The 554-nt window shown below is 69.9% G+C and carries 1 rRNA gene; it reads left to right on the top strand.

Annotation, left to right across the window (positions count from 1 at the left end):
- Positions 1-91, top strand: a 5S ribosomal RNA gene (rrf, locus tag AB0B35_RS28290); the annotation flags it as partial.
- Between the last annotated feature and the right edge of the window lie 463 nt (positions 92-554).

Raw genomic sequence — 554 nt, 5'->3', positions numbered from 1 at the left:
GCCCGGTAACATTCCGAACCCGGAAGCTAAGCCCTCCAGCGCCGATGGTACTGCAACGGGGACGTTGTGGGAGAGTAGGACACCGCCGGACAAACGTTCCATACGAGGGCCTCCCCGCCAGGGGTAGGCCCTCGTATGCGTTGTGCCGCCGATTCACGGCGGCATCAGGAAGGATGTACCCGTGAACTCGAGTTCCAACGACAAGCCCGGACAGGACTCGTCCGGCCAGGCCGGCCGCGGAGGCGGTGGGCCTCGCTCCGAGAGGGGCGGGTACGACCGTTCTCACGGCAAGCGCGAAGGTTTCCGGCGCGACGGCGATCGTGCCCGTGGTTTCGACGGCGGCTACGACAAGTCGCGCGGCGCCGGTGAGCGCGGTGCGCCCCGGCGTGACGGTGACGACCGCGGCGGTTTCCGCGCCGGCGGAGAACGTCGTGAGGGCGGCTTCCGCAGTGCAGGTGACCGTACCGGTGGTGACCGGGGCGGGTTCCGTGGTGGTGACCGGGACCGTGCCGGTGGTGACCGCCGTGAGGGCGGCTTCCGCAGCGGTGGTGACC

It is taken from the genome of Catellatospora sp. NPDC049133, assembly GCF_040648455.1.
Lineage (GTDB): Bacteria > Actinomycetota > Actinomycetes > Mycobacteriales > Micromonosporaceae > Catellatospora > Catellatospora aurea.
Note: the sequence above shows the minus strand (reverse complement) of the source record. Positions and strands in the feature narration are given on the sequence as shown.